Raw genomic sequence first — 26213 nt, forward strand, 5'->3', positions numbered from 1 at the left:
ATGACCGAACTGTCCGGAGGCCCGGCCCTCCCCCAGGAGCGTCGCGTCGTCACCGCCATTCCCGGCCCGAAGTCGCAGGAGCTGCTCGCCCGTAAGAACGCGGCGGTCGCCGGCGGGGTGGGGAGTGTGCTGCCGGTCTTCACCGTGCGCGCGGGCGGCGGGGTGATCGAGGACGTGGACGGCAACTCGCTGATCGACTTCGGTTCCGGTATCGCCGTGACCTCCGTCGGCTCCTCCGCGGAGGCCGTCGTGCGCCGGGCGTCCGCGCAGCTGGCGGACTTCACGCACACCTGTTTCATGGTCACGCCGTACGAGGGCTATGTGGAGGTCTGCGAGGAGCTGGCCCGGCTCACGCCCGGCGACCACGCCAAGAAGTCGGCGCTGTTCAACTCGGGCGCCGAGGCGGTGGAGAACGCGGTGAAGATCGCCCGTTCGTACACCAAGCGCCAGGCGGTCGTCGTCTTCGACCACGGCTACCACGGCCGGACCAACCTCACCATGGCGCTCACCGCCAAGAACATGCCGTACAAGCACGGCTTCGGCCCCTTCGCGCCCGAGGTCTACCGCGTTCCGCTCGCCTACCCCTACCGCTGGCTGACCGGCCCGGAGAACTGCGCCGAGGAGGCCGCGGCCCAGGCCATCGACATGATCAGCAAGCAGATCGGGGCCGAGAACGTGGCCGCGATCATCATCGAGCCGGTCCTCGGCGAGGGCGGCTTCATCGAGCCCGCCAAGGGCTTCCTGCCCAGGATCGCGGAGTTCGCCAAGTCCAACGGCATCGTCTTCGTCGCGGACGAGATCCAGTCCGGCTTCTGCCGCACCGGCCAGTGGTTCGCCTGTGAGGACGAGGACATCGTCCCGGACCTGATCACCACCGCCAAGGGCATCGCGGGCGGTCTGCCGCTGGCCGCCGTCACCGGCCGCGCGGAGATCATGGACGCGGCGCACTCCGGCGGCCTCGGCGGCACCTACGGCGGAAACCCGGTGGCGTGCGCGGCCGCGCTCGGCGCGATCGAGACGATGCGCGAGCTGGACCTCAACGCCAGGGCCAAGCGCATCGAGGAGGTCATGAAGGGCCGCCTCGCCGCGATGCGGGAGAAGTACGACATCATCGGCGACCTCCGCGGCCGCGGCGCCATGATCGCCATCGAGCTCGTGAAGTCCGGCACCAAGGACCCCAACCCCGAAGCCACGGCCGCCGTCGCCAAGGCGTGCCACTCGGCCGGGCTGCTGGTGCTGACCTGCGGGACCTACGGCAATGTGCTGCGTTTCCTGCCGCCGCTGGTGATCGGCGAGGACCTTCTGAACGAGGGTCTCGGCATCCTCGAGAGCGCCTTCGCCGAGCTGTGACTGTGAGTGATCGATGAGTGGCGTGAAGAAGATGTGCGGGGCCGATGACAGGTGGGTGATCGGTCTGTCGGGCGGGGCTTCGCTGCCGTACGGTCATTGCAGATGAGAGAAACACCCCGCTCGCAGGGGACTGCGGGCGATGCCGAGCCGGTGCTTCCCCAGCCCCGACCCGGCTGTGCCCTCGCGCACACCACTGGAGCCTCCGGCTCCGGATCTCCTCACCGATCGGACGGCCGCCCGCCCCAAACCCCCCGGGGCGCGCGGTACACCGATCGCCACGGCGGCCCCGGAACCACCCCCCCTGTTCCGGGGCCGCCGACTGTTCACTCCCCTTCCGCGCCACGGGCGCCCTTTCCCGCGCTCCTCACGCCCCTCGCGTTGACCGCGTTGCTCGCGCTGTGCACCTGGCAGATCGCCGCCCACGGCCCCCTGCGCACCTACGACGAACGGTTCGGCCGCGCGATCGCCGGCTCGGCGCTCCCCTCCCCCGTCGCCGAGTTCCTCGCCGACCTCGGCAATACGGCGGTGGCGGTCCCCGTCCTCGCCGTCGCCCTCGGCTGGGCGGCGTGGTGCGCCCGGCGCGCGGGAGAGCCGCGCTGGTGGCTGCCGCCGCTGGCCACGGCGGTGGCGATGGCGGCGGTTCCGGCGCTGGTGGTTCCGTACAAGGCGCTGATCGACCGCCCCGGCCCGCCCGGGCCGCTGGCGGATGAGACCGGATTCTTTCCCTCCGGCCATGCCGCGACGGCCGCCGTCGCCTACGGCGCGGCGGCGCTGCTCCTCCACCCGCTTCTGCGCCCGCGGCTGCGGCGGCCCCTTCTGGTGGCCGTCGCCGTGCTGAACCTCGCCGTGGCCACCGGGCTGGTCCGGCGCGGTTACCACTGGCCGCTGGACACCGTCGCGAGCTGGTGTCTGTCCGGCCTCCTGCTGTGGGCGGTGCTCAGGGTCAGCCGCTTGAGCCACCGCGGCCAGCCCAGCCCCGGCGGCCAGCCCAGCCACAGCGGCCAGCCCCGCCACCGCGGCCGGCCCAGCCCCGGCGGCTAGGGGAAAGCAACGCTCGGCCCCCACAAGCCGCGGTCACTCCAAGCCGCGCGGAACGCCTCGGGGGTGACCCAACGAGACCCCGTCCTCAGCTGTCGATCCCCAGCCCCACCTTGTCCATCGCCTTCAGCCACAGATTGCGGCGCCCGCCGTTCGCGTCGGCCCGGGTCATGGCCCACCGCGTGATGCCGATGCCCGCCCACCGCACCGGCTCCGGCGGGAAGGGCAGGGGCTTGCTGCGGACCATCTCCAGGCGGGTGCGCTCGGTGCGCTCACCGGCGAGCAGGTCGAGCATCACCTCGGCGCCGAACCGGGTCGCCCCGACGCCCAGGCCCGTATAGCCGAGGGCGTACGCCACCCTCCCCCCGTGCGCGCTGCCGAAGAAGGCGGAGAAGCGCGAGCAGGTGTCGATGGCGCCGCCCCACGCGTGGCTGAAACGCACGCCCTCCAGCTGCGGGAAGCAGCGGAAGAAGTGCTGGGCGAGGGTGCGGTACGTGGCGGGGTGGTGGTCGTATTCGGCGCGCACCCGCCCCCCGTAGCGGTAGATGATGTCGTAGCCGCCCCACAGGATGCGCCGGTCGGCGGTGAGCCGGAAGTAGTGGAAGTGGTTGGCGGTGTCGCTGAGTCCCTGCCTGCCCCGCCAGCCGATCGCGTCGAGCTGCTCGCCGGTGAGCGGCTCGGTCATCAGCGCGTGGTCGTAGACCGGGGCGATGTACGGGCGGATGCGGCGCACCAGCGCGGGGAAGGCGTTGGTGGCGAGCGCCACCTGACGGGCGCGCACCCGGCCGTAGGGCGTGCGGACGGCCATCCCCGCCCCGGCGCTCGCCATCCGCTCGGCCGGGGTGTGTTCGTAGATCCGTACGCCCAGCTCGGCGCAGGCCCGCGCCAGGCCCCAGGCGAGCTTCGCGGGGTGCAGCATGGCCACGCCGCGGCGGTCCCACAGCCCGGCCAGGAAGGTGGGCGAGTCGACCTCGGCGCGCACCGCGTCCCGGTCGAGGAACTCCTGCTCGCCGACGCCGAGTTCGGCCGCCAGCTCGGCGGCCTCGCGCAACTCCGCCACCTGGTACGGCTCGGTGGCCACATCGATCTCGCCGGTGCGCTCGAAGTCGCAGTCGATGCCGTAGCGCTCGACGGCGGACTCGATGGCGTCGAGGTTGCGGTGGCCGAGCCGCTCGAGTTCGGCCAGCTCATCGGGCCAGCGGGCGGCGCCGTTGCCGAGGCCGTGGGTGAGGGAGGCGGCGCAGAAGCCGCCGTTGCGCCCCGAGGCGGCCCAGCCGATCTCCTGGCCCTCGACCAGGACCACCTCGCGGTCGGGGTCGCGCTCCTTGGCGATCAGGGCGGTCCACAGTCCGCTGTAGCCGCCGCCGACGACGAGCAGATCGCACCGCTCCTCCCCGACGAGAGCGGGGCGGGGGCGGGGCCTGCCGGGGTCGTCCAGCCAGTACGGCCGGTACGCGGCGCCGGCCAGGGCCTTCCAAGCGGACGGGGCGGGGGCGTCGTCGCCCCCGGACGAGCGGGTCATGGCGTCCGTGGCCATGGTTCTCAGCTCCTCTTGCGGCGGGCGCCGGCCAGTTGGCCGACGAGAACGCACAACACCGCGACCGCGAACATCGCCGTTCCGATCACATTGATCTGCACGGGCGTGCCGCGCTGTGCGGATCCCCAGACGAACATGGGGAAGGTCACGGTCGAGCCGGCGTTGAAGTTGGTGATGATGAAGTCGTCGAAGGAGAGCGCGAAGGACAGCAGCGCGCCCGCGGCGATACCGGGCGCGGCGATCGGCAGGGTGACGCGCAGGAAGGTCTGCGCCGGGGAGGCGTAGAGGTCCTGGGCGGCCTGCTCCAGCCGGGGGTCCATGGACATCACCCGCGCCTTGACGGCCGTCACCACGAAGCTCAGGCAGAACATGATGTGGGCGATGAGGATCGTCCAGAAGCCGAAGTCCACGCCCATGTTGAGGAAGAGGGTGGCCAGCGAGGCGGCCATGACGACCTCGGGCATCGCCATCGGCAGGAAGATCAGGCTGTTGACCGCGGGGCGGGCCCGGAAGCGGTAGCGGGCCAGGGCGAAGGAGATCATCGTGCCGAGGACGGTCGCGCCGATCGTCGCCCATACCGCGATCTTCAGGCTGAGCGAGAGCGAGCCGCACAGGTCGGCCACGCCGCAGGGATCGGTCCAGGCGTCGGTGGAGAACCGCTGCCATTCGTAGTTGAAGCGGCCGTTGGGCTTGTTGAAGGAGAAGACCAGGACGACGACGTTGGGCAGGATCAGATACGCGAGGGTGCCGAGCCCCGCGATGACCACCAGGTTCCGCCGTATCCAGCGCGTCAGGGCCGTCACACCAGGTCCTCCGTCCCGGACTTGCGGATGTAGACGGTGACCATCGTGAGGATGGCCGCCATGAGGATGAAGGACAGCGCCGCCGCCGTCGGATAGTCCAGCACCCGCAGGAACTGCGACTGGATGACGTTGCCGATCATCTTCTGGTCGGTGGAGCCCAGCAGTTCGGCGTTGATGTAGTCGCCCGCGGCGGGGATGAACGTGAGCAGCGTGCCCGCGACGACGCCCGGCATGGACAGCGGGAAGGTCACCTTCCGGAAGGTGGTGATGGGGCGGGCGTAGAGGTCCCCGGCAGCCTCGTGCAGCCGGGGGTCGATCCGCTCCAGGGAGGTGTAGAGCGGAAGGATCATGAACGGCAGGAAGTTGTACGTCAGCCCGCAGACCACCGCGAGCGGGGTGGCCAGCACCCGCTGCCCCTCGGTGATCCCCAGATAGCTGGTGACGTCCAGGATGTGCAGCGAGTTGAGCGCGCCCACCACCGGGCCGCTGTCGGCCAGAATCGTCTTCCAGGCGAGGGTGCGGATCAGGAAGCTGGTGAAGAACGGCGCGATGACCAGGATCATCACCAGATTGCGCCAGCGGCCCGCCCGGAAGGCGATGAGGTAGGCCAGCGGATAGCCGAGCAGCAGGCACAGCACGGTGGCGGTGGCGGCGTAGAGCACCGAGCGCAGGAAGTGCGGGTAGTACTCGATGAGCGCGTCCCAGTAGGTCTGGACGTGCCAGGTGACCTTGAAGCCCTCTTCGAGGGAGCCGGTCTGGACGGAGGTCGACGCCTGGTAGATCAGCGGCGCGGCGAAGAAGATCAGCAGCCAGAGGATGCCGGGGAGCAGCAGCCAGTAGGGCACCAGCCGCTTGCGGACGGCGGGCTTGACCAGGGGCGGCTTCGGTTCGGGCGCGGCGTCCGCCGGGGCTTCAGAGGTGGCCGTAGCCAACCCCCCTACCCGCTCAGTCCCGGCGCGCTCCGACGCGCGGGCTTCCCTCGTCACTGCTCGCTCCTTCGTCGCTGCGCGGCTCCTCAGTCCAGCCCGCGCAGCGCGCCGGGACACGCTCATGGGGCCTCCTCGTCCAGCTCCGTACCGGCGTCGATGTCCTGGGTCGCGTCGAGGCCGAAGGTGTGGGCGGGGTTCCAGTGCAGAACGACCTCGGCGCCGGGGACCAGCCGGGCGTCGCGCTCGATGTTCTGCTCGTAGACGGTGATCTCGGGGCAGTCCGGGGTGGTGATGAGGTACTGCGTGGAGACGCCGATGAAGCTGGAGTCGACGATCCGCCCGGTGATCCGGTTGCGCCCCTCGGGGACGGTCCCGGCGTCCTCGGCATGGGCCAGGGTGATCTTCTCGGGACGTACCCCCACCAGCAGCTTCCCACCCGTGCGGACGGGGGCGCTACATCGGTCGGCGGGCAGGGCGAGCTTGCCGCCGGCGGCGGTGAGGACGAGGTCGCCGCCGCTCTTGTCGGTGATCTCGGCCTCGATGAGGTTGGAGGTGCCGAGGAAGTTGGCGACGAAGGTGGTGCCGGGGTTCTCGTAGAGCTCGGCGGGGGCGCCGCGCTGCTCGACCCGGCCGCCGTTCATCACCGCGACCGTGTCGGCCATGGTCATGGCCTCCTCCTGGTCGTGGGTGACATGGATGAAGGTGATGCCGACCTCCGTCTGGATGCGCTTGAGCTCCAGCTGCATCTGACGGCGCAGCTTGAGGTCGAGCGCGCCCAGCGGCTCGTCGAGCAGCAGCACCCGGGGGTGGTTGATCAGGGCGCGGGCGACGGCGACGCGCTGCTGCTGGCCGCCGGAGAGGTGCTGCGGTTTGCGGCGGGCGAAGTCACCGAGCTGGACCAGCTCCAGCATCTCCTGGACCTGCTTCTTCACCGATTTGACGCCGCGCCGGCGCAGCCCGAAGGCGACGTTCTCGAAGATGTCGAGGTGCGGGAAGAGGGCGTAGCTCTGGAAGACGGTGTTGACGGGCCGCTTGTGGGGCGGGAGGGCGGTGATGTCCTCACCGGCCAGCTGGACGGTCCCGGTGGTGGGGTCCTCCAGGCCCGCGATCATGCGCAGGGTGGTGGTCTTGCCGCAGCCGGATGCGCCGAGCAGGGCGAAGAAGGAGCCGGCGGGTATGTGCAGATCGAGCGGGTGGACGGCGGTGAAGGACCCGTAGGTCTTGCTGATCCGGTCGAGCCGGACGTCGCCGCCGGAGGTGGGCTGGGTCATGGCGGTGCGCTTCCTCGCTTGTCAGGCGCCGGTGAGCTTGGCGAACTTGTCCTCGAATGCCGCCTCTTCCCTGCTGGAGAGCGAGCGGAAGGAGTGGGACTTGGCGGCCATCTCCTCGTCCGGGAGGATCAGCGGATTGTCCGCCAGCGCCTTGTCGATCTTCGCGAGCTCCTCGCGCACCCCGTCGACCGGGCAGACGTAGTTGATGTAGGCGGCGATCTTCGCGGCGACCTTGGGCTCGTAGAAGTAGTCGATGAGCCGTTCGGCGTTCCTCTTGTGGCGCGCCTTGTTGGGGACCAGGAGGTTGTCCGTGGCCGTCATATAGCCGGCGTCGGGGATGGCGAACTCGACCTCGGGGTTGTCCGACTGGAGCTGGATCAGGTCCCCGGCCCAGGCCATGCAGGCGGCGATGTCACCCTTGGTGAGGTCGCCGGTGTAGTCGTTACCGGTGAAGCGGCGGACCTGGCCCCGGTCGGACGCCTTCTGGAGGCGGGCGATCGCGGCGTCGTAGTCGTCGGCGGTGACCGTCTCGGGGTTCTTGCCCATGTCCAGGAGGGTCAGCCCGACGGTGTCGCGCATCTCGGTCAGCAGCCCCACCCGGCCCTTGAGCTTGGGGTCGTCCAGCAACTGGGAGACCGAGGTGACCTTACGGCCGCCGGTGGCCTTCTTGTTGTACGCGATGACGGCGGGGATGCCGGTCCACGGGTAGGAGTGGGCGCGGCCCGGGTCCCAGTCCGGAGTGCGAAAAGGTTTCGCCAGATTGGTGTAGGCATGGGGCAGTTGGGCGGGGTCCAGCGGCTGCATCCAGCCGAGCCGGATCATGCGGGCGGCGAGCCAGTCGGTGACGCAGATGAGGTCGCGGCCGGTGTCCTGACCCGCGGCGAGCTGCGGCTTGATCTTGCCGAAGAACTCGACGTTGTCGTTGATGTCCTCGGTGTACTTGACCTTGATGCCGGTGCGGCGCTGGAACGCGTCCAGGGTCGGATGGCGGCCGCCCTTGCCGACGTCCATGTACTCGGTCCAGTTGGAGAAGGCCAGCCGTTTCTCCTCGGCCGAGTGGTCGTCGGAGGCGTTGTCCGCCTCGGTGCGCCCCGCGGGCGGGATACCGCAGCCACCGAGCGCCCCGAGCCCGCCGACGGCGATCGCCCCGGCGCCTCCCGCACGCAGCAGGGAGCGGCGGGTGAGCGCCATACGGCCGCTGGTCATGGAGCGCCGCATCGCGGCGATCTGCGGTGGGGACAGGCTCTCGGGCTCGTGCCGTGCTTCCATAAGCTGTGCCTTTCGAGGGTGTCGGCCGGTGGCGGCCGGCCGAGGCCACGCGGAGGTGGCCGCACATTCAGGTCTGTCGGTCCCCGAAGACCGTGCGGTGCCAGTCCTTGCGGACCACCGCGGTGTTGTCGAACATCACATGCTTGACCTGCGTGTACTCCTCGAAGGAGTACGCCGACATGTCCTTGCCGAAGCCGGATGCCCGCATCCCGCCGTGCGGCATCTCGCTGATGATCGGGATGTGGTCGTTGATCCAGACACAGCCGGCCCGGATCTCACGGGAGGCGCGGCCCGTACGGTAGACATCGCGGCTCCAGGCGGAGGCGGCGAGACCGTAAGGGGTGTCGTTGGCGAGCGCGATGCCCTCGTCGTCGCTGTCGAAGGGAAGGACGACCAGGACCGGGCCGAAGATCTCGGACTGGACGACCTCGCTGTCCTGGGCGGCACCGGTGATGAGCGTGGGCCGGTAGTAGGCGCCCTTGGCGAGGTCGCCGCCCGGGGCCTCACCGCCGGTGACGACGGTGGCGTAGCCGCGGGCCCGCTCCACGAAGCCCGCCACGCGGTCGCGCTGGGCGTGGGAGATCAGCGGGCCGAGGTCGGTGTGCGGGTCGAAGGGATCGCCGAGCCTTACGGTCTCCATGAGATCGGCGACGGCGGAGACGAACGCGTCGTACAGCGGGCGCTGCACATACGCGCGGGTGGCCGCGGTGCAGTCCTGGCCGGTGTTGATCAGCGCCCCCGCGACGGCGCCGTGCGCGGCGGCCTCCAGGTCCGCGTCGTCGAAGACGACGAAGGGCGCCTTGCCGCCGAGTTCGAGATGGATCCGCTTGACGGTGGCGGTGGCGAGTTCCGCGACCCGCTTGCCGACCGCCGTGGAGCCGGTGAAGGAGGTCATCGCCACGCCGGGGTGGGAGACCAGGTGCTCGCCCGCCTCGCGGCCGGTGCCGCTCACCACGTTGACGACGCCGTCCGGGAGGCCCGCCTCCGTGGCCGCCTGGGCGAACATCAGCGAGGTCAGGGGCGTCAGCTCGGCGGGCTTCAGCACGATGGTGTTGCCCGCGGCGATGGCCGGGAGGACCTTCCACGCCGCCATCTGGAGGGGGTAGTTCCAGGGGGCGATGGAGCCGATGACGCCAATGGGCTCGCGGCGGATGTACGAGGTGTGGTCGCCGCTGTACTCGCCGGCGGCCTTGCCCTCCAGGTGTCGGGCGGCGCCCGCGAAGAAGGCGGTGTTGTCGATGGAGCCGGGCACATCGAACTCGGTGCTGAGCTTGATGGGCTTGCCGCACTGCAGCGACTCGGCGTGGGCGAGGTCGTCCGCCCGCTCGGTGAGCGCCGCGGCGAAGCGGTGCATCGCGTCGGACCGCTCACCGGGGGTGGCGCCCGCCCACTCGGGAAAGGCGGCCTCGGCGGCGGCCACGGCGGCGTCGACATCGGCCGCACCGGCGAGCCGGTAGCTGAACACCTGCTCGCCGGTGGCCGGGTCGACGACCGCGTGCGTGCCTTCGGAGCCCCCCTCGCGCAGACGGCCCGCGATGTACTGGGCACCGTCGGCGAATCGCGCCATCACGTCGAACCGCTGATCCATCGCGCTCTCCTCCGCCGATCCGCCCAGAGGGGCACGGCGTAGCTCCAACCGGAATTGATGGCCGATCCTGACAGAGGACCTGCGCTTCAACAAGGGATTCCGTTGTTGCTTTTTGGTTTCGCGACGGATTCAGTGACCAGAGCGGCTTCGGCATCACCGTTTCCGCGCCGGATCCGGGTCCGGACCGACGGTTTGGACAGCCGGTCCGGACAGCCGGTCCGGACAGCCGGTCCGGACAGCCGGTCCGGAGGCCGGTTGGGACGCCGGCGGAGACGCCGGTCCGGAGGCCGGTGGGACCCCGGTCCGGACGCCGTCTAGAAGACGGAGTCGACGGCGGCGTCCAGCGCGGCGAGGTAGATCGCCGGGAGCACCATGCCGATGATCCCGCAGACCAGACCGGCGGTGGCCGAGCCCCCGTTGTTCGCCTCGCCGCGGCTGACCTTCCCCTTGCCGATGGCGCCGAAGATGATCGCCAGGATGCCGAGGATGACCGCGAAGACCCACAGGAAGTAGGTGATCCCGCAGACCAGACCGACGATGCCGCAGACCAGCGCGGCCGTGCCCATGCCATTGCTCAGCTGCATCGGCATTCCGGCCACCCCCGGGTAGACGGGCGGCGCGGCGGGGTAGCCGGCCCCGGGGTACTGCGGCGGCTGGGCCGGGGGCTGCTGCGGCGGCGGGGGCGCGGCGTAGGGATTGGCCTGTGGGTCGTACGGCTCCTGCTGTGGGCCGGGTGTGTTGCTGGACATCGTGGTCTCCCCTCCTGGTGAACGTCCGGCAATGTTATGGGCAGGACTCATGCCTGGACAGCTCAATTGCCCAGGTCGGCGGGGCTGTCGGTGGCGGGTGCGAGAATCCTGGGCATGAAGACGAACGGGGTGGGGGATTCGGTTTCGGCGGAGGGGAAGCCCCCGGTTTCGGCGGGCGGGGGTCCTCGGTCGGTCGAGGAGCTGGTCGAGCGGGCGGCGCGCGGTGAGCGCCTGAAGTACGTGTGGTTCTGGGGGCATCGGCCCAGGCCGGACGGAAGCGTGGGTGCGGGGTGTTTCAGCCAGTGGTGGCCGTCGCCGTTCATCGTGGACGGGGTCACCTATGCGACGGCCGAGCACTGGATGATGGCGGGCAAGGCGCGGCTGTTCGGCGACGCGGAGGCGGAGCGCCGGGCGCTCGACGCCTCCCACCCCGAGCAGGCCAAGGACGCGGGCCGCGCGGTGCGCGGCTTCGACGAGGAGACCTGGCGGCGCCATCGCTTCGGGCTCGTGGTCGAGGGCAGTGTGCACAAGTTCGGTCACCACCCCGAGCTGCGTGACTATCTGCTGGGCACCGGGTCGCGGGTGCTGGTGGAGGCCAGCCCGGTGGACCGGGTGTGGGGCATCGGGCTGGCGGCGGACGACGAGCGGGCGGCGGACCCGGCCCGCTGGCGTGGGCTCAATCTGCTGGGGTTCGCGCTGATGGAGGCGCGTCAGCGGCTGATATCGGCGAGCGGGGGCGGGAGCACCGCCGGGGCCGCGACCCTGGCATAGCCCGGGTCGTCATCGCCGCCCGAGTCGTCGTCCTCGGCGGCTATGTAGACGAAGATCATGACGACGCTCGCCACCACGGCGATCACCCCGAGGATCACCCCGGCCAGCGCCGAACCGCCGTTGGTCGCCTCGCCGCTCGCCGCCCTGGAGCGGCCGAGCACCCCGAAGATGATCGCGAGCACACCGAGGATGATGCCGAGCACGATGCTCGCGAAGAGCACCAGGCCGATGATGCCGAGCACCAGGGCGGCCGTGCCATGGCCGTTGTTCGGCACATACGTCCCACCCGGCCAGCCCTGGCCGTACGCCCCTCCGGGGTAGGCGGCGCCGGGGTAGCCGGAGCCGGGATACCCCGTGCCGGGGTGGGTGGTGCCCGGATAGGTGTCCGGGTAGCCGTAGCCGGGGTGGCCCTGGCCCTGCGCCCCGCCGTACGGGGACTGCTCGTACGGCGCCTGCTGCCCGTACCCGGGCTGGGCGTAAGCGCTCTGGCCGTAGCCGCTCTGGCCGTAGCCGTTCGCCCGACCGTATCCGTTCGGCGCGTAGCCCGCGGGGCCGTACGGTCCGGCCGGGTAGGCGCTGGGTGTGCCCGGGCCGGTCGGCGCGGGCGGCGGTGGGGGCACCGCGCCCGGCGGGGTCACCGGGCCCCGTGGCCGCGCGGCGCTCGGCGGGGGCGGCGGAGGGGGCGGGGGCGTCGGGCCCGGCACGGCGGGATGAGAGGTGAGGGTCGGCTGCTCGGCCACCCTGGGCCGGGGAGCGGGAGCCACCGGGGGCCGGGGGACGGGTGTGCCCTGCTCGCCCGCGCCCACCGCGTTGTCCGCCACGACCGCGTCGCTGTCCGCCGCGCCTGTCTCCCCAGCGGCCTTGTTCATAGCGGCCTTGTCCATCGCGACCCGCTGCGCCGGTGGAGCCCAGGGGTCGCGGTCGAGCGGCTCGGGCTGCCTCGGCGGTCCGGCCGGCCGCCGCTCATCCTGCGGCTCGGACGGGTCGTGCTGGTCGGCCATGGAGCTCCCCACAAAGACGTCCGCCCATGCTACGGCCTGTGGCGAGCCCGTCGGCGCCACACAATACGATGACCGGAACCCGCCGTCGGCGGGCGTCTCCCGGAGGTTTTGTTGACCGATCTGACCACCTTCATCGCCGGGCTGCCCAAGGCGGAGCTCCATGTGCACCACGTGGGATCCGCCTCGCCGCGCATCGTGGCCGAACTGGCCGCCCGCCACCCCGACTCCAAGGTGCCCACCGATCCCGAGGCCCTCGCCGAGTACTTCGTCTTCCGGGACTTCGCGCACTTCATCGAGATCTACCTCTCCGTGGTGGACCTGATCCGCGACGCCGAGGACGTCCGGCTGCTGACCTTCGAGATCGCCCGTGACATGGCCCGGCAGAACATCCGCTACGCCGAACTGACCGTCACGCCCTACAGCTCGACCCGGCGTGGCATCCCGGACACCGCCTTCGTCGAGGCGATCGAGGACGCCCGCAAGGCCGCCGAGTCGGAGTTCGGCACGGTGCTGCGCTGGTGCTTCGACATCCCCGGCGAGGCCGGTCTCGAGGCCGCCGAGGAGACCACCCGGATCGCCTGTGAGCTGAACCCCGAGGGGCTGGTCGGCTTCGGTCTCGGCGGTCCGGAGGTAGGGGTGCCGCGCCCCCAGTTCAAGCCGTACTTCGACCGGGCCATCGCCGCCGGGCTGCGCAGCGTGCCGCACGCGGGCGAGACCACCGGGCCGCAGACGATCTGGGACGCGCTCATCGAGCTGCGGGCGGAGCGCATCGGCCATGGCACCAGCGCCGTCCAGGACCCGAAGCTGCTCGCCCATCTCGCGGAGCACCGCATTCCACTGGAGGTCTGCCCGACCTCCAACATCGCCACCCGCGCGGTCGCCACGCTCGATGAGCACCCCCTGAAGCAGATGGTCGAGGCCGGGGTGTTCGTCACGATCAACAGCGACGACCCGCCGATGTTCGGCACCGACCTCAACACCGAGTACCAGGTCGCGGCCCAGCTGCTGGATCTGGACGCGGCGGGCGTCGCCTCCCTCGCCAAGAACGCGGTCGAGGCGTCCTTCCTGGACGCCGAGGGCAAGGCGCGGCTCGCGGCGGAGATCGACGCCTACACGGTGGTCGCGGGCCGATGAGACCGGCGGGGGCGGGATGCGTCCCGGTCGGCCACCGCGGCGACCCGTATGTGTGCCGTGAGAACACCCTGCCCTCGATCCGCTCCGCGGTGCGTGCGGGGGCGGGCGCGGTCGAGATCGACGTACGGCTGACCCGGGACGGTGTGCCGGTGCTGCTCCACGACGCCACGCTGAAGCGGCTGTGGGGCCGGGACCGGCCGCTGTCCGGGCTGACCGCCGAGGAGGTGCGGCAGCTGACCGGCGGGGGCGTGCCGACCCTGCGCGAGGCCCTCGCCCACGCCGGCTCCACCCGGCTGCTGATCGACCTGCCGGACGCGTCGGCCGCGCCCGCCGCCGTCGCCCAGGTGCGGGAGAGCGGGGCGGGCGACCGGGTGTACTACTGCGGCGCCCTGGCGGCCCTGCACGCCGTGCGCCGCGCGGACCCGGACGCCGAGATCGCGCTGACCTGGACCACGCTGGCCCCGCCGCGTCCGGCGCTGCTGGCCGCGCTGCGCCCCCGGTGGCTCAACTACCGCTTCGGGCTGGTCTCCCGGGAGCTGGTCGCCCGCCACCACGCCGACGGGCTGCTGGTCTCCGCCTGGACCGCCGACACCCGCCGGTCGATGTCCCGGCTGCTGCGGGCGGGCGTCGACGCGATCACCACCAACCGCGTCGCCGCCCTGGCGGCCCTGGTCCGGATGTCCCCCCTTGGTCATGACAGCTGACCCTGCCATGACCAGGTGACGAGCCCGGCGCGGGAATCGGCCCGCCCCACACGGGGATGACCCGCGCGGCGCGGACATCAGCCCGCCCCGCGCGGGAATCACCCCCGCATCAGCCCAGCGACGTCATGACGTGCTTGATGCGGGTGTAGTCCTCGAAGCCGTACGCGGACAGATCCTTGCCGTAGCCGGACTTCTTGAAGCCGCCGTGCGGCATCTCGGCGACCAGCGGGATGTGGGTGTTGATCCAGACGCAGCCGAAGTCGAGGGCCTTGGACATCCGCATCGCGCGGGCGTGGTCCTTGGTCCACACCGAGGAGGCCAGCGCGTACTCCACGCCGTTGGCGTAGGAGATGGCCTGCTCCTCGTCCGAGAAGGTCTGCACGGTGATGACCGGGCCGAAGACCTCGTTCTGGATGATCTCGTCGTCCTGCTTGAGGCCGGAGACCACGGTGGGCGCGTAGAAGAAGCCCTTGTCGCCGACCCGGTGGCCGCCCGCCTCGACCTTGGCGTGGGCGGGGAGCCGGTCGATGAAGCCGGTGACCTGGGCCAGCTGGTTGGCGTTGTTCAGCGGGCCGTACAGCACGTCCTCGTCGTCCGGCGCGCCGGTCTTGGTCTCGGCGGCGGCCTTGGCGAGCGCGCTCACGAACTCGTCGTGGATCGACTCGTGGACCAGCACCCTGGTGGCGGCCGTACAGTCCTGGCCCGCGTTGAAGAAGCCCGCGACCGAGATGTCCTCGACCGCCTTGGGGATGTCGGTGTCCTCGAAGACCACGACGGGGGCCTTGCCGCCGAGCTCCAGGTGCACCCGCTTGATGTCCTTCGAGGCGCTCTCGGCGACCTGCTTGCCGGCCCGCACCGAGCCGGTGATGGACGCCATGGCGGGCACGGGGTGCTCGACCATCAGCCGACCGGTCTCGCGGTCGCCGCAGATCACGTTGAAGACGCCCTGCGGATGGCCCAGCTCCGCCAGCACCCCGCCGATGATCTCGGCGAACAGCACGGTGGAGGCGGGCGTGGTGTCCGAGGGCTTGATGACGACCGTGTTGCCCGCCGCCAGTGCCGGGGCGAACTTCCATACGGCCATCATCATCGGGTAGTTCCACGGTGCGACCTGGGCGCACACTCCGACCGGCTCCCGCCGGATGATCGAGGTGAGCCCCTCCATGTACTCACCGGCCGAGCGGCCCTCCAGCATCCGGGCCGCGCCCGCGAAGAAGCGGATCTGGTCGATCATCGGCGGGATCTCCTCGTCCCGCGTGAGACCGAGCGGTTTGCCGGTGTTCTCGGACTCGGTGGCGATCAGCTCCTCCGCCCGCGCCTCGAAGGCGTCGGCGATCTTGAGCAGGGCCTTCTGCCGCTCGCCGGGCACCAGGTCGCGCCAGGCCGGGAAGGCGGCCTCGGCGGCGGCCATCGCCGCGTCCACGTCCGCGGCGCCCGACAGCGGTGCGGTGGCGTAGGGCTCGCCCGTGGCCGGGTTGACCACCTCCGTGGTCCGCCCGTCCGCGGCGTCCCGGAACTCTCCGTCGATGTAGTTGCGCAGACGACGCAGTTCGGTGGTCACGTGCCACCCCTCCTGTCAGCTGTCCGATGGGTGAGACACCCACAGTAGTCGTCGGTGCTGCGTTTTCAACATACCCGCCACACCAGAACGACGGAATCAGTGTTTTCTGGGCCTCTGAACGACGAAATTCATCGCAGAAGGGTTGCGACACGAGCGAGGCTCGTGCACAGTGAGGGTCGTGGCCACACCTGACAAGAACGGCACGCCGACCCTCGACTCCGTGTCCCTGGCGATCATCGAGCAGCTCCAGGAGGACGGTCGCCGGCCGTACGCCGCCATCGGAAAGGCCGTCGGACTCTCCGAGGCCGCCGTACGGCAGCGCGTGCAGAAGCTGCTCGACCAGGGCGTGATGCAGATCGTCGCCGTCACCGATCCTCTCACCGTGGGGTTCCGGCGGCAGGCGATGGTCGGCATCAACGTCGAGGGCGATCTCGACCCGGTCGCGGACGCGCTGACCGCCATGGACGAGGTCGAGTACGTGGTCGTCACCGCGGGCTCCTTCGATCTCCTGATCGAAATCGTCTGCGAGGACGACGACCACCTCCTCGAAATGATCAACAAGCGGATCCGCACACTGCCCGGTGTGCGCTCCACCGAGAGCTTCGTCTACCTCAAGCTCCGGAAGCAGACCTATACCTGGGGAACGAGATAGCAATGAGCGCCGACCTCTCCAAGACGGCGTACGACCACCTGTGGATGCACTTCACCCGCATGTCGTCGTACGAGAACTCCCCCGTGCCGACGATCGTGCGCGGTGAGGGCACGTACATCTACGACGACAAGGGCAAGCGGTACATCGACGGCCTGGCCGGCCTGTTCGTGGTCAACGCGGGCCACGGCCGGGTCGAGCTGGCGGAGACGGCCTACAAGCAGGCCCAGGAGCTCGCCTTCTTCCCGGTGTGGAGCTACGCCCACCCCAAGGCCGTCGAGCTCGCCGAGCGGCTCGCGGGCTACGCGCCCGGCGACCTGAACAAGGTCTTCTTCACCACCGGCGGCGGCGAGGCCGTCGAGACCGCGTGGAAGCTGGCCAAGCAGTACTTCAAGCTGACCGGCAAGCCCACCAAGTACAAGGTCATATCCCGGGCCGTGGCCTACCACGGCACCCCGCAGGGCGCCCTGTCGATCACCGGTCTGCCGGGGCTCAAGGCCCCCTTCGAACCGCTGGTCCCCGGCGCCCACAAGGTCCCCAACACCAACATCTACCGCGCCCCGATCTTCGGTGACGACCCCGAGGCGTTCGGCCGCTGGGCCGCCGACCAGATCGAGCAGCAGATCCTCTTCGAGGGCCCGGACACCGTGGCCGCGGTCTTCCTTGAGCCGGTGCAGAACGCGGGCGGCTGCTTCCCGCCGCCGCCCGGATACTTCCAGCGGGTCCGCGAGATCTGCGACCGCCATGACGTGCTGCTCGTCTCGGACGAGGTCATCTGCGCCTTCGGGCGGCTGGGCACGATGTTCGCCTGCGACAAGTTCGGCTACGTCCCGGACATGATCACCTGCGCCAAGGGGATGACCTCCGGCTACTCCCCGATCGGCGCGTGCATCGTCTCCGACCGGCTCGCCGAGCCCTTCTACGAGGGCGACAACACCTTCCTGCACGGCTACACCTTCGGCGGCCACCCGGTCTCGTCCGCGGTGGCCCTGGCCAACTTCGACATCTTCGAGCGCGAGGGACTCAACCAGCATGTGCTGGACAACGAGGCCGCGTTCCGCTCCACGCTGGAGCGGCTGCACGATCTGCCGATCGTCGGCGATGTCCGGGGGAATGGTTTCTTCTACGGCATCGAGCTGGTGAAGGACAAGGCCACCAAGGAGTCCTTCGACGAGGAGGAGACCGAGCGGATCCTCTACGGCTTCCTCTCCAAGGCACTGTTCGAGAACGGGCTGTACTGCCGCGCCGACGACCGCGGCGACCCGGTCGTCCAGCTGGCCCCGCCACTGATCGCCGACCAGGCGGTGTTCGACGAGATCGAGCAGGTGCTGCGGACGGTGCTGACGGAGGCGTGGACCAAGCTCTGAGGCCGACCTCGGCAGCTCAAGCCGGGCGGCTGAAGCCCTCGTGTTTCACGCCCACTTGAGGGCGAACCACAGCTCCATACGGACGTCCGCGTCGCCCAGGTCCGCATCCAGCAGGGCCCCGGCGCGGGCGATCCGCTGACGGACCGTATTGCGGTGGACCTCCAGCGCCACCGCCGTACGATCCCAGCTGCCGTGCAGTGACAGCCAGACCCGCAGCGTCTCCAGCAGCGCCGGTGCGCCCATAAGCGGCGCGAGCAGGGCCCGGCCGTGCGCCCCCGCCTCGGCCGGGTCCACCAGCGAGCCGACCCCGCCGGCGCGGGCCGGGCCGCCCCGCACCAGCGGCACCCGCTCGGCGACCGCCCGCCGCAGCGCACGGGCGGCGTCGGCGCCGCCGTGCGTCAGGTCCGCGGCCGGTACGGGTGCCCCGACACCGAGGGTCCAGCCGGGCTGCGCCCGCACCTCCCCCTCGCCCGGGACGAGGGCGCACAGCGCGTCCCCGTCGAGGTCGACCAGCGGCGTCCCGAGCCCGGCCGCGAGCGCCGCCGTGGCCAGCAGCCCGTCGTCCCGGCCGCGGCCGCGCCGCCGCCCGTGCACCACGGTCCACAGCCCGCCGCCTTTTGGGGGCTCGGGGGACGTCCCCGGCTGCCCGGGCTGGCCCGGCTGCCCTGGCTGGCCCGGTTGGCCCGACTGTCCCGGCTGCCCCGACTGCCCCGACTGCCCCGGCGAGGGACTCAGCAGCGCCGCCACCCGCGCCGGTTCGGCGCCGAGCATCAGCCGCACCAGCGCGGATGTGCGCTCGGCCTCGGCCCCGACCACCCGCCGCGCCGTCAGCAGCGACAGCAGCACCACGGCCACCCCCACGATCGCGCTGTCCGCGCCGTCCCGCCGGGGTGCGCAGACGCCGAGTGCGAGCCGGTCCTCCGGGCCCGCCGGGCCGCCCAGCCCGTACGCGGTCAGCAGCAGCTCCTCACCGGACGCGCCGGTCGCCCTGCCCGCCGCGGAGGACGGGCCCGAGCGCAGCCGTGCCGCGAGCGCGCCGAGCGCCTTACGGGCCTCGCGCGGCGGCCGCGGCCCGGCGGCCGCCAGCTCCGCGCCGTCCGGCGCGTCCGGACCGGCCGGGCCGTAGAGCACCGTCCAGGCCCCGAGGTGCTGGCTGAGCTGGCGCAGCACGGCCGGTACGGGGTGCGGGCGCGCCGCGGCGGTGGCCAGCGACTGCTGCGCCTCGGTCAGGCTCCGCAGCTCATGGTGGCGGCGCTCGGCCATCGCGTCCCATACGGCGCTCGCCACGGCCGTGAAGGTCGTCTGCCGGTCCACCTCCACCAGCGGCAGCCCGTGCCGGTCGCACGCCTCGGCCAGCGCGCGGGGCACCGTGTCGTGCACCGGCGCGATGCCGAAGCCGAGCGCCGCCGCGCCCGCCTGGACCGTGCGGGCCACATAGCGGTCCCAGTAGGTGCCGGCGCCCGCCGCCTCCGGGCAGTGCACCCCCGCGCTGAGCAGCAGCTCCCCGCCCAGCAGATAGGGAACGGGGTCCTCCATCTCGCTGGTGTGGACGAAGTACACGGGCGTGTCCGTCTCGCGCCCGCCCGCGACCTGCCGCAAGCCCAGGGCGGGGTGGCGCAGGAGTGTGGAGAGCGGGACGGGGGCCGTCGGGGGGACGCGGTCGTTCATCACGGCGGGCCTCGCGAGGGGATGGTTCGTACATCCCGGGGATCGGGAGTGGAGGAAACGTACACTTCCCGGACGCTTCGGCGACACCTAGGGTCTCCGTCACTCCCCACATTCCCCCCGGGGCTCGATCCCCGCGGATCGCCGGGATCTCCCCGATCCCGTGCGTCTCCGCGCGCCCGACCTCCCGACCTCCCGACCGCCAGCCGACTCCCGCCGGACCGAGGAGCACCGCCATGACCGCTGTCGACTACACCGTGATCGTCGTCTATCTCGCGGGCATGCTCGCGCTCGGCTGGTGGGGGATGCGCCGCACCAGTTCCACCAGCGACTTCCTGGTCGCGGGGCGGCGGCTGGGGCCGCTGATGTACTCCGGGACGATGGCCGCGATCGTGCTCGGTGGCGCGTCCACCATCGGCGGCGTCGGGCTCGGCTATCAGTACGGGCTCTCCGGCGCCTGGATGGTCATCGCCATCGGCCTCGGGCTGCTGGCGCTGTCGGTCTTCTTCTCGGCGCGCATCGCCCGGCTCAAGGTCTACACGGTCAGCCAGATGCTGGATCTGCGCTACGGCGGCTCCTCCGGGCTGATCTCGGGCATCGTGATGTGGGCCTACACCCTGATGCTCGCGGTCACCTCGACCATCGCCTACGCCACCATCTTCGATGTGATATTCGGGCTGGACCGGGTCGTCGCCATCGTGCTCGGCGGGGCGATCGTGGTCTGTTACTCGACGCTCGGCGGCATGTGGTCGATCACCCTGACCGACATGGTGCAGTTCGTGGTCAAGACGGTGGGCGTGCTGCTTCTGCTGCTGCCGATCGCGGTGGTGAAGGCGGGCGGCTTCGACGCGATGAAGTCCGAACTCCCCCACGGCTACTTCTCCCCGATGGGCATCGGCGGCCAGACCGTCTTCACTTATGTGCTGATCTACTCCTTCGGCATGCTGATCGGCCAGGACATCTGGCAGCGGGTCTTCACCGCCCGCGACGACCGGGTCGCCCGCCTCGGCGGCACCGCGGCCGGGACGTACTGCCTTGCCTACGCGGTCGCGGGCGCGATCATCGGCACGGCGGCCAGGGTGCTGTACCCCAAGCTGGGCGCCCCGGACGACGCGTTCGCGACCATCGTCAAGGACGCCCTCCCGGTGGGTGTGAAGGGGCTGGTGCTGGCCGCCGCGCTGTCCGCGGTGATGTCCACCTCCTCGGGCGCGCTCATCGCCTGCGCGACGGTGGCCAACAACGACATCTGGGCCCGGCTGCGCGGCCGTACGCTCCGTACGGCCGGCGCCTCCCATGACGAGATCGGCGGCAACCGCGTCTTCATCCTCATCATGGGCATAGCCGTGATCGGCATCTCCGTGGCGCTCAACGATGTCGTCGAGGCGCTGACCGTCGCCTACAACATGCTGGTCGGCGGGTTGCTGATGCCGATCCTGGGCGGGCTGCTGTGGAAGCGCGGCACAGGCGCGGGCGCGCTGGCCTCGGTCGGTGTCGGCGGCCTTACGGTCATCGCGCTGATGGGGTGGAAGGGCATCCTCGCCAACGAGCCCATCTACTTCGGGCTGCTCGCCTCGCTGGTGGCGTATGTGGCGGTCAGCCTCGCCACTAAGCCGACGGACGCGGCGATCCTGGACGTCTGGCGGCGACGGCTGGCTGGTGAGCCCGCCGCCCCCACCCCGGAGACCACCAGCCCGGCTGCCGCAGGCGCCTGACACCGGCTCACGCTCACTCTCTTCGATACGCATCGTCAGAAAGGCACCGATCCATGCCCACCGCACAGCGCGCGCGTCACGGCGGCGACCTCGTCGTGGAGTCCCTCACCGCGCTCGGGGCGAGCACCGTGTTCGGGCTTCCCGGACAGCACGCCCTCGGGGCGTTCGACGCGCTGCGGCGGTCCGGGCTCGCCTATGTGGGGCTGCGGGTGGAGAACAACGCCGGGTTCGCCGCCGACGCTTTCGCGCGTGTCACCGGCACGGTCGCGCCGCTGCTGGTGTCCACCGGGCCCGGGGCGCTCATGACGCTCGCCGCGCTGCAGGAGTCGGCGGCGGCTTCCGCGCCGGTCCTCGCCATCGGCAGCCAGGTGCCCACGGCGGGGCTCGGCGGCGGGCGCAAGGGCTATCTCCATGAACTCGTGGACCAGAAAGCGTCGTTCCGCGACGTCGTGAAGTCCGTCCACACGGTCCGTACCGCCTCCCAGATCCCCTCCGCGGTCGCCGCCGCCTGGGCGTCCGCGCTGGAGGCCCCCGCCGGGCCGGTGTGGCTGGAGGTCCCGCAGGACGTGCTGCTCGCACCGGTCTCCGTGCCGCCGGTGACCTCCCTGCGGGCCGAACCCCGGCCGCTGCCGCCCCGGCCCGAGCTGACGGCGGAGGCCGCGAGGCTGCTGAACGCCGCCGAGCGTCCGGTGATCCTGGCCGGGGGCGGAGTGGTGCGCGCCGGGGCCCGGCAGGAGCTGCGGGCGCTGGCCGAATCGCTGGACGCGCCCGTGGCGACGACCTTCGGCGGCAAGGGCGCGTTTCCGTGGGCTCATCCGCTCTCGCTCCAGTCCTGGCTGGAGGACGCGCACACCACCGAGTTCCTGGAGGACGCCGACGTCCTGCTGGTCGTCGGCTCCGGACTCGGTGAACTCTCCTCCAACTACCACACGTTCCGCCCGCGCGGCCGTCTCGTCCAGATCGAGGCCGACCTCGGCAAGCTCGAGTCCAACCACCCGGCGCTCGGTATCCACGCCGACGCCCGCGAGGCGCTGGCCGACCTCGCCGAGGCCGTCACGCCCCGCCCGCCGGGCACGGCGGCCAAGGCCGCCGCCGGGCTGCTCACCCGGGTGCGGGAGCGGATCGACGCACAGGGCCTGGAGCTGGAGCGGCGGGTGCTGGGCGCGGTGCGTGACGCGCTGCCCGATGACTCCCCCAGCTTCTGGGACATGACGATCCTCGCCTACTGGGCCTGGTCCGCCTTCGATCCGCGTACGGGCGCCCTGCACTCGGCGCAGGGCGCGGGCGGCCTCGGCTACGGCTTCCCGGCCGCACTCGGGGCCGCCGCCGCGGACCGCGGCCGACCGGTGCTTGCCGTGTCGGGCGACGGCGGCGCCATGTACTCGATCGCCGAACTCGCCACCGCTCATCAGTACCAACTCCCCATCACCTGGCTGATCGTGGACGACGGCGGCTACGGCATCCTGCGTGAGTACATGACGGACACGTTCGGCGAGGCGACCGCCACCGAGCTGTCCCGCCCTGACTTCGTCGCGCTGGCCGAGTCCTTCGGCGTCCCGGCGGTCCGTACCACACCCGAGCGGCTGCGCGCGGACCTCGCCGGCGCCCTCGCGGCCCCCGGGCCGTCGGTCGTGGTACTGCCCGCCCTGCTGCGGATGTTCGCGCCCACCCACCTCGACCGGCGCGCCGACGGCGGCCCCGGTGGCGGCCCCGGTCCCGATCAGCGCTGATCGGAGCCCGACCCCGATCAGGGCTGATCGGAGGAAATGGGGGCCACCCGCGCCGAGCCTGGGCGCGGGCCCCCACCCGAGTCCTTACCGTGCCAGTGACCCATTGGCTCCGTGCTCGTTCCCCCAACCGGGGGAATGACACGGTCGCAGGTAAGGCGAGGTGCTCGGGATGGTGGCTCCGCCGGACGACGACATGCTCGCGGCACGCACCGTGTCGTACGCCTACGGCGGCTCGCCCGCCCTCATCGGGGTCTCCCTCGGCGCCCGGAAGGCTGAGATCGTCGCCGTCACCGGTCCGCGCGGCTGTGGCAAGACCACCCTCCTCGCCTGCCTGGCGGGCCAACTCGTCCCGGACAGCGGGGAGGTGTGGTTCAAGGGCGTGCCCGTGCACAGCCTCCCTCCACTCGGCCTCGAACGGCTGCGGCGCGAGCACTTCGGCTGGATCGGCACCGAACCCCAGCTCGTCCCCGAACTCACCGCCTGGGAGAACGCGGCGCTCGCCCTGATGCTGCGCGGCACCGGGCGGCGCGCCGCGAAGAGCGCCGCGTACGAGTGGCTCGACCGGCTCGACGTCGGCGAGTGCGCCCGGGCGCGGCCCGCCGCACTGCTGCAGTCGCAGCGCCAGCGGGTCGCGATCGCCCGCGCGCTGGCCGCCGGGCCCAGCGTGCTCTTCGCCGACGAGCCCACCGCCCCGCTGCACCGGACCGACCGCGCCCAGGTGCTGCGCACCCTCACCTCGGCGGCCCGCTCCCACGGCATCACCGTGGTCCTCGCGACGCACGACCAGGAGGTTGCCACCCTCGCCGACCACACCGTCGCCCTGCTCGACGGGCGCCGGGTGGGCCCGGACCCCTCCGAGGCGGAAGGCAGGGCCGCGTGCTCAGCCTCCGCCTAGCCCGCGGCGCCCGCCCTTCGGTGCTGCTGCGGCGGTCGCTGGTGACCGTCGCGGCGGCGGGCGCGAGCTTTCTGCTGCTGAGCGCCCTCGGGTTCGCCTCGGGCCATCCGGACGACTCGCAGGACGCGGTGGGGCGGCTGCTGTGGTGCCTCGTGCCGCTGGCGGCGACCGTCCAGCTGGCCGTCGCCGTGGGCCGGGCCGACCCCAGCACCGGCCCTGGCCCCGGTTTCGCGGCGGCCGGAGTCGGCCCGGCCCGGGCGGCGCTGCTCGCGGCGGTCTCGATGGCGGCCGCCTGTGCGCTCGGCGGGGTGCTGGCGCTGCTGGTCTTCCTGCATCTGCGCGGCGATCTCGGGGACTCCTGGCTGGACTGGGCCGGAAGCGGGGCGGCCGGCCGGCAGCTCGGCCGCGGTCGTCTGCCCTTGGCCGGTACGGTCACGCTGCTCGCCGTCGTCCCCGTGGTGGTGGGCGCGGCGTGCGCGGCCGGGCTGTGGCCCCGGCAGCCGCGGGCGACGCACCAGCCGGTCCGCGGGCCACGGGGCGTTCGCCGCCCGGCGGCCCCGGCCCGGCCCACCGTCGTGACGGGGCCGGTCGCGCCCCGGCCGCCCCACCAGGCCACCTCCGGACTTCCCTGGGGCATCGCCCTCACCGCGGCCGGACTCGCCCTGCAGGCGTACGCGAGCGGTGACGCGCCCCCGCTCCCCGATGCCCTGCTCGCCGTGCCGGGCAGACTCGGCGGCAACCCGCCCGGTGTGGTGGGCGGCTGGGCGCTGGCCGCGCTCGGGCTGGTGCTGGCCGGGCCCGGCCTCACCCATCTGTGCGGCAGGCTGCTGGCCGTCGGGCGGCCGGGCGTGCTGCGACTGCTGGCCGGACGCATGCTCCAGCAGGAGGCCGGGCTGATCGGACGCCCGGTCGGCGCGCTGTGTGCCCTGACCGCCGCCGGATTCGCCGTCCTGGAGTTGTACGGCAGGGCCTCCGGGCCGTCCGGCGCCCATGCCTTCGGCCCGCTCACCGGTCTGGGCGCGGCCCTGGTCACGCTGTGCGCCGCGGCCACGACCCTGACCGCGGTCGTGGAGGCGAGGAGCGCGCGCGAGCGCACGACGGCCGCCCTGGTCCGCCTCGGCGCCCCGGCCCGGCTGCTCCGCGGGGCGGCCGCGCTGCGCGCGACGGCCCTGCTGGCGCTCCTGGTGCCGCTGGTGTGGGTGGTGGCGCATCTCACGGCGATGCCGTTCCACCGCTGAAATTCCCGGGTGTCGGTGTTCATGCCTGGATTGTGCGGCGAAGCGGCCCGGTCACGAGTGCCCCAATCCACAGCCCCCCATCTCCGGTGTGATTAGCATGTCGGCGTGCAGGAACCAGACCGGGAAATAGAGTCCATCGAGGAGTTCGACCAGGTCGTCGCCCGCGGCACCCTGGCCGGGTTCCGGGTCCAGTCCGTGGACCTGACAGGCCGTACGGCCGCGCTCCTCTCCACCGACACCAGCGAGGCGGTCTTCCTCGGCTGCCCGATGGAGACCGAGGCGGCGGCGAAGGTCCGGGCCGGGGGCGCGCTGGTGTTCCCGCCGGTGCCGGACCTGCCGTTCGATCCGTACCGCGGCACCCTCTACTCCCCCGCGGAGCTCTTCGAGGGCCTCGCGGAACACGGTTACGTGCGGACGCCGGACGCGCTCGCCTACGCCTGGTTCCAGCGGACCAAGACCGACGGCGACATCTTCGCCTCGATGCTGCGCTCCATCCACGACGACGCGGTCTCCGACGCGCTCGACGAATTCGTCGTCGGGACGCGAGTGGTGGGCGTCATGGGCGGCCACGCGCTGGAGCGCGGCTCCGACGGATTCGCGGGCGCCGCACGCCTCGGCCGGGCCATGGCGCGGACCGGTCTCACGGTCGCGACGGGCGGCGGACCGGGCGCGATGGAGGCCGCGAACCTGGGCGCCTACGCGGCCCCGCACGAGGACGCGGTGCTGGACGAGGCGCTCGAACTGCTCGGTAAAACGCCCTCTTTCCGGCCGTCCATCGGGGCCTGGGCCGAGGCCGCCTTCGCGGTGCGCGAGCGCTGGCCGGACGGCGGGGCGTCGGTCGGCATCCCCACCTGGTTCTACGGGCACGAGCCGCCCAACGCGTTCGCCTCGCACATCGCCAAGTACTTCGCCAACGCCACCCGCGAGGACGGGCTGCTGGCGCGCTCGACCGCGGGCGTGGTCTTCCTGCCCGGCGCCGCCGGGACCGTCCAGGAGATCTTCGACAACGCGACGCCGAACTACTACGAGTCGCGCGGTGAGCCGACCCCGATGGTGCTGGTGGACCGGGACCACTGGACCCGGCGGCTGCCGACCTGGCCGCTGCTCGAAGCGCTCGCGGAGGGCCGGTCCATGAAGGCCCGTATCGCCCTGGTGGACTCGGTGGACGAGGCGCCCGAAGCGCTGCTGTCGATGCTGGGCTGAGCCGACGTCAGGGGAGCGCCGCGTACCAAAGGAGGTGCTGAGTACCGGG

Annotated in this window: 22 protein-coding genes; 12 read left to right on the plus strand and 10 right to left on the minus strand. The window is 71.9% G+C overall.

Going from position 1 to position 26213, the window contains the following annotated elements:
* On the plus strand, positions 1-1350 hold the full coding sequence (gene gabT / locus ACZ6TD_RS15445) for a 4-aminobutyrate--2-oxoglutarate transaminase (protein ID WP_471354421.1): 1350 nt from the start codon (positions 1-3) through the stop codon (positions 1348-1350).
* A gap of 378 nt (positions 1351-1728) precedes the next feature.
* Entirely contained in the window at positions 1729-2391 is a 663-nt protein-coding gene (locus ACZ6TD_RS15450; RefSeq protein WP_471354423.1) for a phosphatase PAP2 family protein, read from the plus strand.
* An 85-nt stretch (positions 2392-2476) separates the two neighbouring features.
* On the opposite strand, the gene ACZ6TD_RS15455 is transcribed toward ACZ6TD_RS15450, so the two are convergent.
* The 7 genes from ACZ6TD_RS15455 to ACZ6TD_RS15485 form a co-directional block, all read right to left on the minus strand.
* Positions 2477-3925 (minus strand): NAD(P)/FAD-dependent oxidoreductase, encoded by a 1449-nt coding sequence (locus ACZ6TD_RS15455; protein WP_471354425.1) that lies wholly within the window; start codon positions 3923-3925, stop codon positions 2477-2479.
* A gap of 5 nt (positions 3926-3930) precedes the next feature.
* Positions 3931-4728 carry an ABC transporter permease gene (locus tag ACZ6TD_RS15460; protein WP_037948688.1) on the minus strand — a complete coding sequence of 266 codons (798 nt, stop codon included), beginning with the start codon at positions 4726-4728 and terminating at the stop codon, positions 3931-3933.
* Positions 4725-5780, minus strand: a complete 1056-nt coding sequence (locus ACZ6TD_RS15465) for an ABC transporter permease (protein WP_471354427.1) — start codon at positions 5778-5780, stop codon at positions 4725-4727. The genes ACZ6TD_RS15460 and ACZ6TD_RS15465 overlap by 4 nt, the downstream gene beginning before the upstream one ends.
* Positions 5777-6928: an ABC transporter ATP-binding protein gene (locus ACZ6TD_RS15470; RefSeq protein WP_471354429.1), complete on the minus strand. Its 1152-nt coding sequence runs from the start codon at positions 6926-6928 to the stop codon at positions 5777-5779. The genes ACZ6TD_RS15465 and ACZ6TD_RS15470 overlap by 4 nt, the downstream gene beginning before the upstream one ends.
* Positions 6929-6949: 21 nt before the next feature.
* Positions 6950-8197 carry a polyamine ABC transporter substrate-binding protein gene (locus ACZ6TD_RS15475; RefSeq protein WP_471354431.1) on the minus strand — a complete coding sequence of 416 codons (1248 nt, stop codon included), beginning with the start codon at positions 8195-8197 and terminating at the stop codon, positions 6950-6952.
* Positions 8198-8264: 67 nt separating this feature from the next.
* Positions 8265-9785: a gamma-aminobutyraldehyde dehydrogenase gene (locus ACZ6TD_RS15480; protein WP_471354433.1), complete on the minus strand. Its 1521-nt coding sequence runs from the start codon at positions 9783-9785 to the stop codon at positions 8265-8267.
* 314 nt (positions 9786-10099) lie between these two features.
* Entirely contained in the window at positions 10100-10534 is a 435-nt protein-coding gene (locus ACZ6TD_RS15485) for a DUF4190 domain-containing protein (protein ID WP_471354435.1), read from the minus strand.
* Between the two features lie 114 nt (positions 10535-10648).
* Between ACZ6TD_RS15485 and ACZ6TD_RS15490 the strand changes: the two genes are divergently transcribed.
* Positions 10649-11305, plus strand: coding sequence for an NADAR family protein (locus tag ACZ6TD_RS15490; RefSeq protein WP_471354437.1), 657 nt, complete (start codon positions 10649-10651; stop codon positions 11303-11305).
* Here the strand turns inward: ACZ6TD_RS15490 and ACZ6TD_RS15495 are convergent.
* Entirely contained in the window at positions 11245-12306 is a 1062-nt protein-coding gene (locus ACZ6TD_RS15495; protein ID WP_471354438.1) for a DUF4190 domain-containing protein, read from the minus strand. The two genes, ACZ6TD_RS15490 and ACZ6TD_RS15495, sit on opposite strands and share 61 nt — an antisense overlap.
* Before the next feature lie 111 nt (positions 12307-12417).
* Between ACZ6TD_RS15495 and ACZ6TD_RS15500 the strand changes: the two genes are divergently transcribed.
* The gene (locus tag ACZ6TD_RS15500; protein ID WP_471354440.1) at positions 12418-13440 is read left to right on the plus strand and encodes an adenosine deaminase; all 1023 of its coding nucleotides are present in this window, start codon (positions 12418-12420) and stop codon (positions 13438-13440) included.
* On the plus strand, positions 13437-14144 hold the full coding sequence (locus ACZ6TD_RS15505; protein WP_471354442.1) for a glycerophosphodiester phosphodiesterase: 708 nt from the start codon (positions 13437-13439) through the stop codon (positions 14142-14144). Before ACZ6TD_RS15500 ends, ACZ6TD_RS15505 begins: the two co-directional genes overlap by 4 nt.
* Positions 14145-14253: 109 nt before the next feature.
* On the opposite strand, the gene ACZ6TD_RS15510 is transcribed toward ACZ6TD_RS15505, so the two are convergent.
* Positions 14254-15705, minus strand: a complete 1452-nt coding sequence (locus ACZ6TD_RS15510; protein WP_471354444.1) for a gamma-aminobutyraldehyde dehydrogenase — start codon at positions 15703-15705, stop codon at positions 14254-14256.
* Positions 15706-15883: 178 nt separating this feature from the next.
* Here ACZ6TD_RS15510 and ACZ6TD_RS15515 point away from each other — a divergent pair, with 178 nt between their 5' ends.
* Both ACZ6TD_RS15515 and ACZ6TD_RS15520 read left to right on the plus strand, forming a co-directional pair.
* The gene (locus tag ACZ6TD_RS15515; protein WP_020868121.1) at positions 15884-16357 is read left to right on the plus strand and encodes an Lrp/AsnC family transcriptional regulator; all 474 of its coding nucleotides are present in this window, start codon (positions 15884-15886) and stop codon (positions 16355-16357) included.
* A gap of 2 nt (positions 16358-16359) precedes the next feature.
* Complete coding sequence (locus ACZ6TD_RS15520; protein ID WP_471354446.1) at positions 16360-17721, plus strand: aspartate aminotransferase family protein; 1362 nt, start codon at positions 16360-16362, stop codon at positions 17719-17721.
* A 45-nt stretch (positions 17722-17766) separates the two neighbouring features.
* On the opposite strand, the gene ACZ6TD_RS15525 is transcribed toward ACZ6TD_RS15520, so the two are convergent.
* Positions 17767-19389, minus strand: a complete 1623-nt coding sequence (locus tag ACZ6TD_RS15525) for a PucR family transcriptional regulator (protein WP_471354448.1) — start codon at positions 19387-19389, stop codon at positions 17767-17769.
* Between the two features lie 233 nt (positions 19390-19622).
* Between ACZ6TD_RS15525 and ACZ6TD_RS15530 the strand changes: the two genes are divergently transcribed.
* From ACZ6TD_RS15530 to ACZ6TD_RS15550, 5 genes are all read left to right on the plus strand, one after another.
* Positions 19623-21098 (plus strand): sodium:solute symporter family protein, encoded by a 1476-nt coding sequence (locus ACZ6TD_RS15530; protein WP_471354450.1) that lies wholly within the window; start codon positions 19623-19625, stop codon positions 21096-21098.
* Positions 21099-21151: 53 nt separating this feature from the next.
* On the plus strand, positions 21152-22828 hold the full coding sequence (locus ACZ6TD_RS15535) for a thiamine pyrophosphate-binding protein (protein WP_471354452.1): 1677 nt from the start codon (positions 21152-21154) through the stop codon (positions 22826-22828).
* Positions 22829-22997: 169 nt separating this feature from the next.
* Positions 22998-23723, plus strand: coding sequence for an ABC transporter ATP-binding protein (locus ACZ6TD_RS15540; protein ID WP_471354454.1), 726 nt, complete (start codon positions 22998-23000; stop codon positions 23721-23723).
* A complete protein-coding gene (locus ACZ6TD_RS15545) occupies positions 23705-24961 on the plus strand; it encodes a hypothetical protein (RefSeq protein WP_471354456.1) in 1257 nt (418 codons plus the stop codon). The genes ACZ6TD_RS15540 and ACZ6TD_RS15545 overlap by 19 nt, the downstream gene beginning before the upstream one ends.
* A gap of 105 nt (positions 24962-25066) precedes the next feature.
* The gene (locus ACZ6TD_RS15550; RefSeq protein WP_471354458.1) at positions 25067-26164 is read left to right on the plus strand and encodes an LOG family protein; all 1098 of its coding nucleotides are present in this window, start codon (positions 25067-25069) and stop codon (positions 26162-26164) included.
* The last annotated feature ends 49 nt before the right edge of the window (positions 26165-26213 follow it).

Source organism: Streptomyces yongxingensis (genome assembly GCF_055597465.1).

What these genes read in the sequence shown, in the direction of transcription:
- ACZ6TD_RS15540 (WP_471354454.1), top strand. Translation starts at nt 22,998, where the DNA reads ATGGTGGCTCCGCCGGACGACGACATGCTCGCGGCACGCACCGTGTCG.
- ACZ6TD_RS15525 (WP_471354448.1), bottom strand. Translation starts at nt 19,389, where the DNA reads ATGAACGACCGCGTCCCCCCGACGGCCCCCGTCCCGCTCTCCACACTC.
- ACZ6TD_RS15480 (WP_471354433.1), bottom strand. Translation starts at nt 9,785, where the DNA reads ATGGATCAGCGGTTCGACGTGATGGCGCGATTCGCCGACGGTGCCCAG.
- ACZ6TD_RS15535 (WP_471354452.1), top strand. Translation starts at nt 21,152, where the DNA reads ATGCCCACCGCACAGCGCGCGCGTCACGGCGGCGACCTCGTCGTGGAG.
- ACZ6TD_RS15530 (WP_471354450.1), top strand. Translation starts at nt 19,623, where the DNA reads ATGACCGCTGTCGACTACACCGTGATCGTCGTCTATCTCGCGGGCATG.
- ACZ6TD_RS15485 (WP_471354435.1), bottom strand. Translation starts at nt 10,534, where the DNA reads ATGTCCAGCAACACACCCGGCCCACAGCAGGAGCCGTACGACCCACAG.
- ACZ6TD_RS15505 (WP_471354442.1), top strand. Translation starts at nt 13,437, where the DNA reads ATGAGACCGGCGGGGGCGGGATGCGTCCCGGTCGGCCACCGCGGCGAC.
- ACZ6TD_RS15465 (WP_471354427.1), bottom strand. Translation starts at nt 5,780, where the DNA reads ATGAGCGTGTCCCGGCGCGCTGCGCGGGCTGGACTGAGGAGCCGCGCA.
- gabT (WP_471354421.1), top strand. Translation starts at nt 1, where the DNA reads ATGACCGAACTGTCCGGAGGCCCGGCCCTCCCCCAGGAGCGTCGCGTC.
- ACZ6TD_RS15470 (WP_471354429.1), bottom strand. Translation starts at nt 6,928, where the DNA reads ATGACCCAGCCCACCTCCGGCGGCGACGTCCGGCTCGACCGGATCAGC.
- ACZ6TD_RS15475 (WP_471354431.1), bottom strand. Translation starts at nt 8,197, where the DNA reads ATGGAAGCACGGCACGAGCCCGAGAGCCTGTCCCCACCGCAGATCGCC.
- ACZ6TD_RS15455 (WP_471354425.1), bottom strand. Translation starts at nt 3,925, where the DNA reads ATGGCCACGGACGCCATGACCCGCTCGTCCGGGGGCGACGACGCCCCC.
- ACZ6TD_RS15520 (WP_471354446.1), top strand. Translation starts at nt 16,360, where the DNA reads ATGAGCGCCGACCTCTCCAAGACGGCGTACGACCACCTGTGGATGCAC.
- ACZ6TD_RS15490 (WP_471354437.1), top strand. Translation starts at nt 10,649, where the DNA reads ATGAAGACGAACGGGGTGGGGGATTCGGTTTCGGCGGAGGGGAAGCCC.
- ACZ6TD_RS15495 (WP_471354438.1), bottom strand. Translation starts at nt 12,306, where the DNA reads ATGGCCGACCAGCACGACCCGTCCGAGCCGCAGGATGAGCGGCGGCCG.